The sequence below is a fragment of the Maritimibacter alkaliphilus HTCC2654 genome (assembly GCF_000152805.1).
GTDB lineage: Bacteria > Pseudomonadota > Alphaproteobacteria > Rhodobacterales > Rhodobacteraceae > Maritimibacter > Maritimibacter alkaliphilus.
The window spans coordinates 1,079,819-1,084,930 of sequence record NZ_CH902578.1 but is presented as its reverse complement, the minus strand read 5'-3'; the positions used below and the strand labels follow the sequence as shown (position 1 = coordinate 1,084,930).

The 5,112-nt window shown below is 63.7% G+C and carries 6 protein-coding genes; 2 read left to right on the top strand and 4 right to left on the bottom strand.

Translation table 11 applies throughout. The features are described 5' to 3' along the window. Positions 1 to 43 precede the first annotated feature (43 nt). The 4 genes from hisH to uraH all read right to left on the bottom strand — a co-directional run bounded on the left by hisH (position 44) and on the right by uraH (position 3,005). Positions 44 to 679, bottom strand: coding sequence for an imidazole glycerol phosphate synthase subunit HisH (gene hisH, locus RB2654_RS06505; protein ID WP_008329802.1), 636 nt, complete (start codon positions 677 to 679; stop codon positions 44 to 46). A 1-nt stretch (position 680) separates the two neighbouring features. Further along, positions 681 to 1,268, bottom strand: a complete 588-nt coding sequence (gene hisB, locus RB2654_RS06500; protein ID WP_008329800.1) for an imidazoleglycerol-phosphate dehydratase HisB — start codon at positions 1,266 to 1,268, stop codon at positions 681 to 683. Positions 1,269 to 1,421: 153 nt separating this feature from the next. Next, complete coding sequence (locus RB2654_RS06495; protein ID WP_008329797.1) at positions 1,422 to 2,648, bottom strand: urate hydroxylase PuuD; 1,227 nt, start codon at positions 2,646 to 2,648, stop codon at positions 1,422 to 1,424. Positions 2,649 to 2,651: 3 nt separating this feature from the next. Continuing rightward, entirely contained in the window at positions 2,652 to 3,005 is a 354-nt protein-coding gene (gene uraH / locus RB2654_RS06490; protein WP_040884505.1) for a hydroxyisourate hydrolase, read from the bottom strand. Positions 3,006 to 3,176: 171 nt separating this feature from the next. Here uraH and puuE point away from each other — a divergent pair, with 171 nt between their 5' ends. Then, on the top strand, positions 3,177 to 4,592 hold the full coding sequence (puuE, locus tag RB2654_RS06485; protein WP_008329787.1) for an allantoinase PuuE: 1,416 nt from the start codon (positions 3,177 to 3,179) through the stop codon (positions 4,590 to 4,592). Then, a complete protein-coding gene (locus tag RB2654_RS06480) occupies positions 4,589 to 5,074 on the top strand; it encodes an ureidoglycolate lyase (RefSeq protein ID WP_008329785.1) in 486 nt (161 codons plus the stop codon). Before puuE ends, RB2654_RS06480 begins: the two co-directional genes overlap by 4 nt. The last annotated feature ends 38 nt before the right edge of the window (positions 5,075 to 5,112 follow it).

Sequence of the window (5,112 nt, the reverse complement as noted above, 5' to 3'; positions counted from 1 at the left end):
CCTCCCCCAAACCCCCTCCGAGGTATTTTCGGACCAGAGAAGGTCAGGGGCGCCAATCGAGGAAATTGGCGATGATCTTCATCCCGTTGGCCTGCGATTTTTCCGGGTGGAACTGGGTGCCCACCATGTTGTCGCGGCCGACGATGGCCGTGATCTCTTCGCCGTAATCGCAATAGGCCAGCCGGTGCGCCGGGTCCGCCACGCGGAAGTGGTAGGAATGGACGAAATAGGCGTGATCGCCCGTCCCGATCCCGTCCAGCACCGGGTGCGGGTTGTCGATCACCAGATCGTTCCAGCCCATGTGCGGCACCTTCTTGTCCGGTCCCGGCTCGATATGCACCACGTCGCCGCCGATCCAGTCGAACCCGTCCGTCTCGGCGTATTCCAGCCCGCGGGTCGCCAGCATCTGCATCCCGATGCAGATGCCCATGAAAGGCACGCCGCGCTCGAACACCGCGCGCTCCATCGCCTCGTAGATGCCGCGATGGTCGAAAAGCGCCTGTTTGCAGGCCGGAAAGGCCCCGTCGCCCGGCAGCACGATGCGGTCCGCCGATGCGACGAGATGCGGGTCCGAGGTGACAATGACGTCCCCCGCCCCCACCTCGCGCGCCATGCGCTGAAACGCCTTTTCGGCGGAGTGCAGGTTGCCGCTTTCGTAGTCGATGAGCGCCGTGACCACGTCACAGCGCCCCTTTGGTCGACGGCACCGCATCGGCCTTGCGCGGGTCGGTCTCGACCGCGACCCGCAGCGCCCGCGCCACCGCCTTGAACGCGGCTTCGACGATGTGGTGGCTGTTGAACCCGTGGAGCCGATCGACGTGGAGCGTGATGCCGCCGTTGCCGGAGAATGCCGTGAAGAATTCGCGCACCAGTTCGGTGTCGAAGGTACCGATCTTCGGCGTCGGAATGTCCACGTTCCACACCAGATAGGGCCGTCCCGACAGGTCGAGCGCCGCCCGCACCTGCGCGTCATCCATCGGCAAGTGACACGCGCCGTAACGCACAATGCCCTTCTTGTTGCCCAATGCCTCGCGCAGGGCCTGACCCAGCGCGATCCCCGTATCCTCGACCGTGTGGTGGTCGTCGATGTGGTAGTCGCCCTTGGCCCGGATCGTCATGTCGATCAGCGAATGGCGCGACAACTGGTCGAGCATGTGGTCGAAAAACCCAACGCCCGTGTCGTTGTCATAGGTCCCGGTGCCGTCGAGGTCGATCTCGACGGTGATCTCGGTTTCGGCCGTGGACCGGCTCACCTTCGCTGTGCGCATGTCGCAAACTCCAATGGTCTCGCGGCCTTATAGACAGGCACCCCCGGCGTGAAAAGCCACGGTCCTTCTTCTCTGTTTCAAAAATACTTCGGGGAGGTCTGGAGGGGCAGCGCCCCTCCAGCGGATCGGATGGGCGCACGCCCATTCGAAACTCTATCCCGCCGCCTCGATCCACGCCCGGATGATCGCGCGTTCCTCGGGTTCCATATAGGTGATGTTCGCGGGCGGCATCGCGTCCGTCAGGCCCGCATGAATGTAGATGCGCCGCGCTTCGGCCGCGATGTCCGCAGGCGTCTCCAACACGACGCCCTTGGGCGCGGTCGCGATCCCGTCCCACCCCGGCTCGCGTGCGTGGCACATCGAACACCGCCCCTGCACGACCCAGAGCACGTCCTCGAATTCCGCGACGCTGGCGTAACGCTCTTCATGCGGCGTCAGCGCCCGCGCCTCGCTCTCGTCATAGGTGTCGGCCTGCGTGCCCAGCGTCGAAAGCCAGACCGCCCCCAGAAACAGAAGCGCCGTCACCAGCCACGTCCACCACAGGTTGCCCTTGTGGGCGTGATGCGTGTTGAAGAAATGGCGGATCGTCACCCCCATCAGGAACACGAGGCCCGCGATCACCCAGTTATAGGTCGACGCGAAGGCCAGCGGGTAGTGGTTGGACAGCATCAGGAAGATGACCGGAAGCGTGAGGTAGTTGTTGTGGGTCGACCTGAGCTTGGCGATCTTGCCGTATTTCGGATCGGGCGCTTTCTTCGCGATCAGGTCTTTCACCACGATCCGCTGGTTCGGCATGATGATGAAGAACACGTTGGCGGTCATGATCGTGGCCGTGAACGCGCCCAGGTGGATCATGACGGCACGGCCCGTGAAGATCTGGTTGTAGCCCCAGCCCATCACCATGAGCAGGACGAACAGCAGAAGCATAAGCAGCGTCGGACGCTCGCCCAGCGGAGATTTGCACAGGAAATCGTAGACGATCCAGCCGACAGTCAGCGAGGCCGCCGAGATCAGGATCGCGACCGCGGGCGACAGGTCCATCTTGGCCGCGTCGATCAGGTACATCTCGGACCCGGCCCAATAGACCAGCATCAACAGTGCGGCCCCCGACAGCCATGTCGAATAGCTTTCCCATTTGAACCACGTCAGCTCGTCCGGCATCCGCGCGGGGCTGACGAGGTATTTCTGGATGAAATAGAACCCGCCCCCGTGGACCTGCCACGCCTCGCCGTTCACGCCGGAGCGGCGGTCGGTCGAGGGGCGCAGGCCGAGGTCGAGCGCGATGAAGTAGAAAGACGAGCCGATCCACGCGATCGCCGTGACGACATGCAGCCAGCGCACCGCGAATTCGAGCCAGTCGAGTATGATGATCCCGTTCACGACCTAGCTCCCCCGATACGTCGAATAGCCGTAGGGCGAGAGGAGGAGCGGCACGTGGTAGTGGCATTCCTCGTCCATCCCGAACCGGATCGGGATCTGATCCAGAAACAACGTCTCGCCCTCGGCTGCGCCCGTCCGGCGCAGATAGTCGCCCGCAAAGAAGATCAGCTCATAGGTGCCGGTCTTGAATTTGCTTTCCGGCAGGATCGGGCCGTCGGTCCGCCCGTCCGCATTCGTCACCGCCGTCGCGATCTTCTTGTGGGAATTGCCCGAGACGCGATAGAGCGCGATCTCGATCCCGGCGGCAGGGGTGCCCCGTGCCGTGTCCAGCACGTGAGTCGTAAGGTATCCGCTCATTTTTTCGTCTTGTCCCATCGTCTGCGGGTGATGATCTGGCCAAACCCGCGTGCTTACAATGGCTTGAGTGAAAGGCGTTTCCAATCCCTTCACAAGGGAATATCCATTCGAAGGTGTTTTTGCTCAAATTTGGGGCAGCGTTGACCGTCCGGTGACGATAAGGGGCAGCCGATGATCAGATATCCACGCAATCTTCGCGGCTACGGCCCGACCACGCCGGATCCGATGTGGCCGAACGGGGCCCGGATCGCGGTGCAATTCGTGGTGAACTACGAAGAAGGCGGCGAAAACAACGTCCTGCACGGCGATGCGGCGTCCGAGGCGTTCCTGTCCGAGATCATCGGGGCCGCGCCATGGCCCGGCCAGCGCCACTGGAACATGGAATCGAACTACGACTACGGCGCGCGGGCCGGGTTCTGGCGGCTCCACCGGCTGTTCACAGGGGCCGGGATCAAGCCGACGGTCTACGGCGTGGCCACGGCGCTCGCCCGTTCGCCGGAACAGGTCGCGGCGATGGTCGGGGCGGAGTGGGAAATCGCCTCCCACGGGTTTAAATGGGTCGAGCACAAGGACATGCCGGAGGCGGAGGAACGCGCGGCCATCGAGGAGGCGATACGCCTGCACACCGAAGTCGTCGGCACCCCGCCCGAAGGCTGGTATACGGGCCGCTGTTCGATGAACACCGTGCGACTGGCCGCCGAAACCGGGCAACTGGCCTATGTCTCGGACACGATCGACGACGACCTGCCTTATTGGATGCGCGTGGGCGAACGCGACCAGCTCGTCATCCCCTACACGATGGACGCGAACGACATGCGCTTCGCCACCGCGCAGGGGTTCAACACGGGCGAGCACTTCTTCACATATCTCAAGGACAGTTTCGATGCGCTCTATGCCGAGGGGTTGGCGGGCGCGCCCAAGATGATGTCGGTCGGACTGCATTGCCGGATCGTCGGCCGACCGGGCCGCGTGATGGGTCTGAAAAAATTCATCGACTACATCCAGAGCTTCGAAGGCGTCTGGACCCCGCGCCGCATCGACATCGCCCGCAATTGGGCCGAAGCACATCCGCCAATTGCACAAATCGAACCTCATACATGGGAAAAAGCGGATTTCGTCGCGCAGTTCGGCGGTATTTTCGAACATTCCAGCTGGATCGCGGAACGCGCGTGGGAAATGGAGCTGGGCCCGGCCCATGACAGTGTCATCGGTCTGCACAACGCGCTCGCCCGCGTGTTCCGGTCGGCCAGCCACGAGGAACGGCTGGGCGTGCTGACCGCCCACCCCGACCTCGCCGGCAAACTCGCCGCCGCCAAGCGTCTCACAGCCGAAAGCACGTCGGAACAGGCGAGCGCCGGACTGGATGCGCTGACCGACGCGGAACGCGCGGACTTCACCCGGCTCAATACCGACTATGTCGAAAAGCACGGCTTTCCCTTCATCATCGCGGTGCGCGACCACGACAAGCAGGGCATCCTGAACGCCTTCACGCGCCGTGTCGAGAACGACACCGAGACGGAATTCACTGAGGCCTGCAAGCAGGTCGAACGCATCGCGCTCTTGCGGCTGAAGGAAAAACTCGGGTGAGCCGGACGATCATCGCCCGCCCCCTCACCGCCCAAGCCTTCGCGCCCTATGGCGACGTGCTCGACACGGCAGGCGACCCCGACAAGATCATCAATCAGGGCATGTGCGGCCGCTACCACGACCGCGCCAGGCTCGACTTCTCGGACGGACGCGCGGGCGTGAGCCTGTTCAAGGCCGAGCCGCGCGCGCTCCCCTACACGCTCGATCTGGTGGAGCGTCACCCGGACGGGTCGCAATGCTTCGTGCCGATGTCGATGACCGCGTTCCTCGTGATCGTGGCCCCGGACATTGACGGCACGCCCGGCACGCCGGACGCCTTTCTCACCGCCCCCGGACAGGCGATCAACTTTCACCGGGGTACCTGGCACGGCGTCCTCACGCCGCTGGAGGCCCCCGGCCTTTTCGCCGTGATCGACCGGATCGGTGCGGGTGCCAACCTCGAAGAACATCACTTCGACACGCCCTGGACCGTCACGGACTGACTCCGCCCCCTTCTTCGTTTCAAAAAACCTCGGGAGGG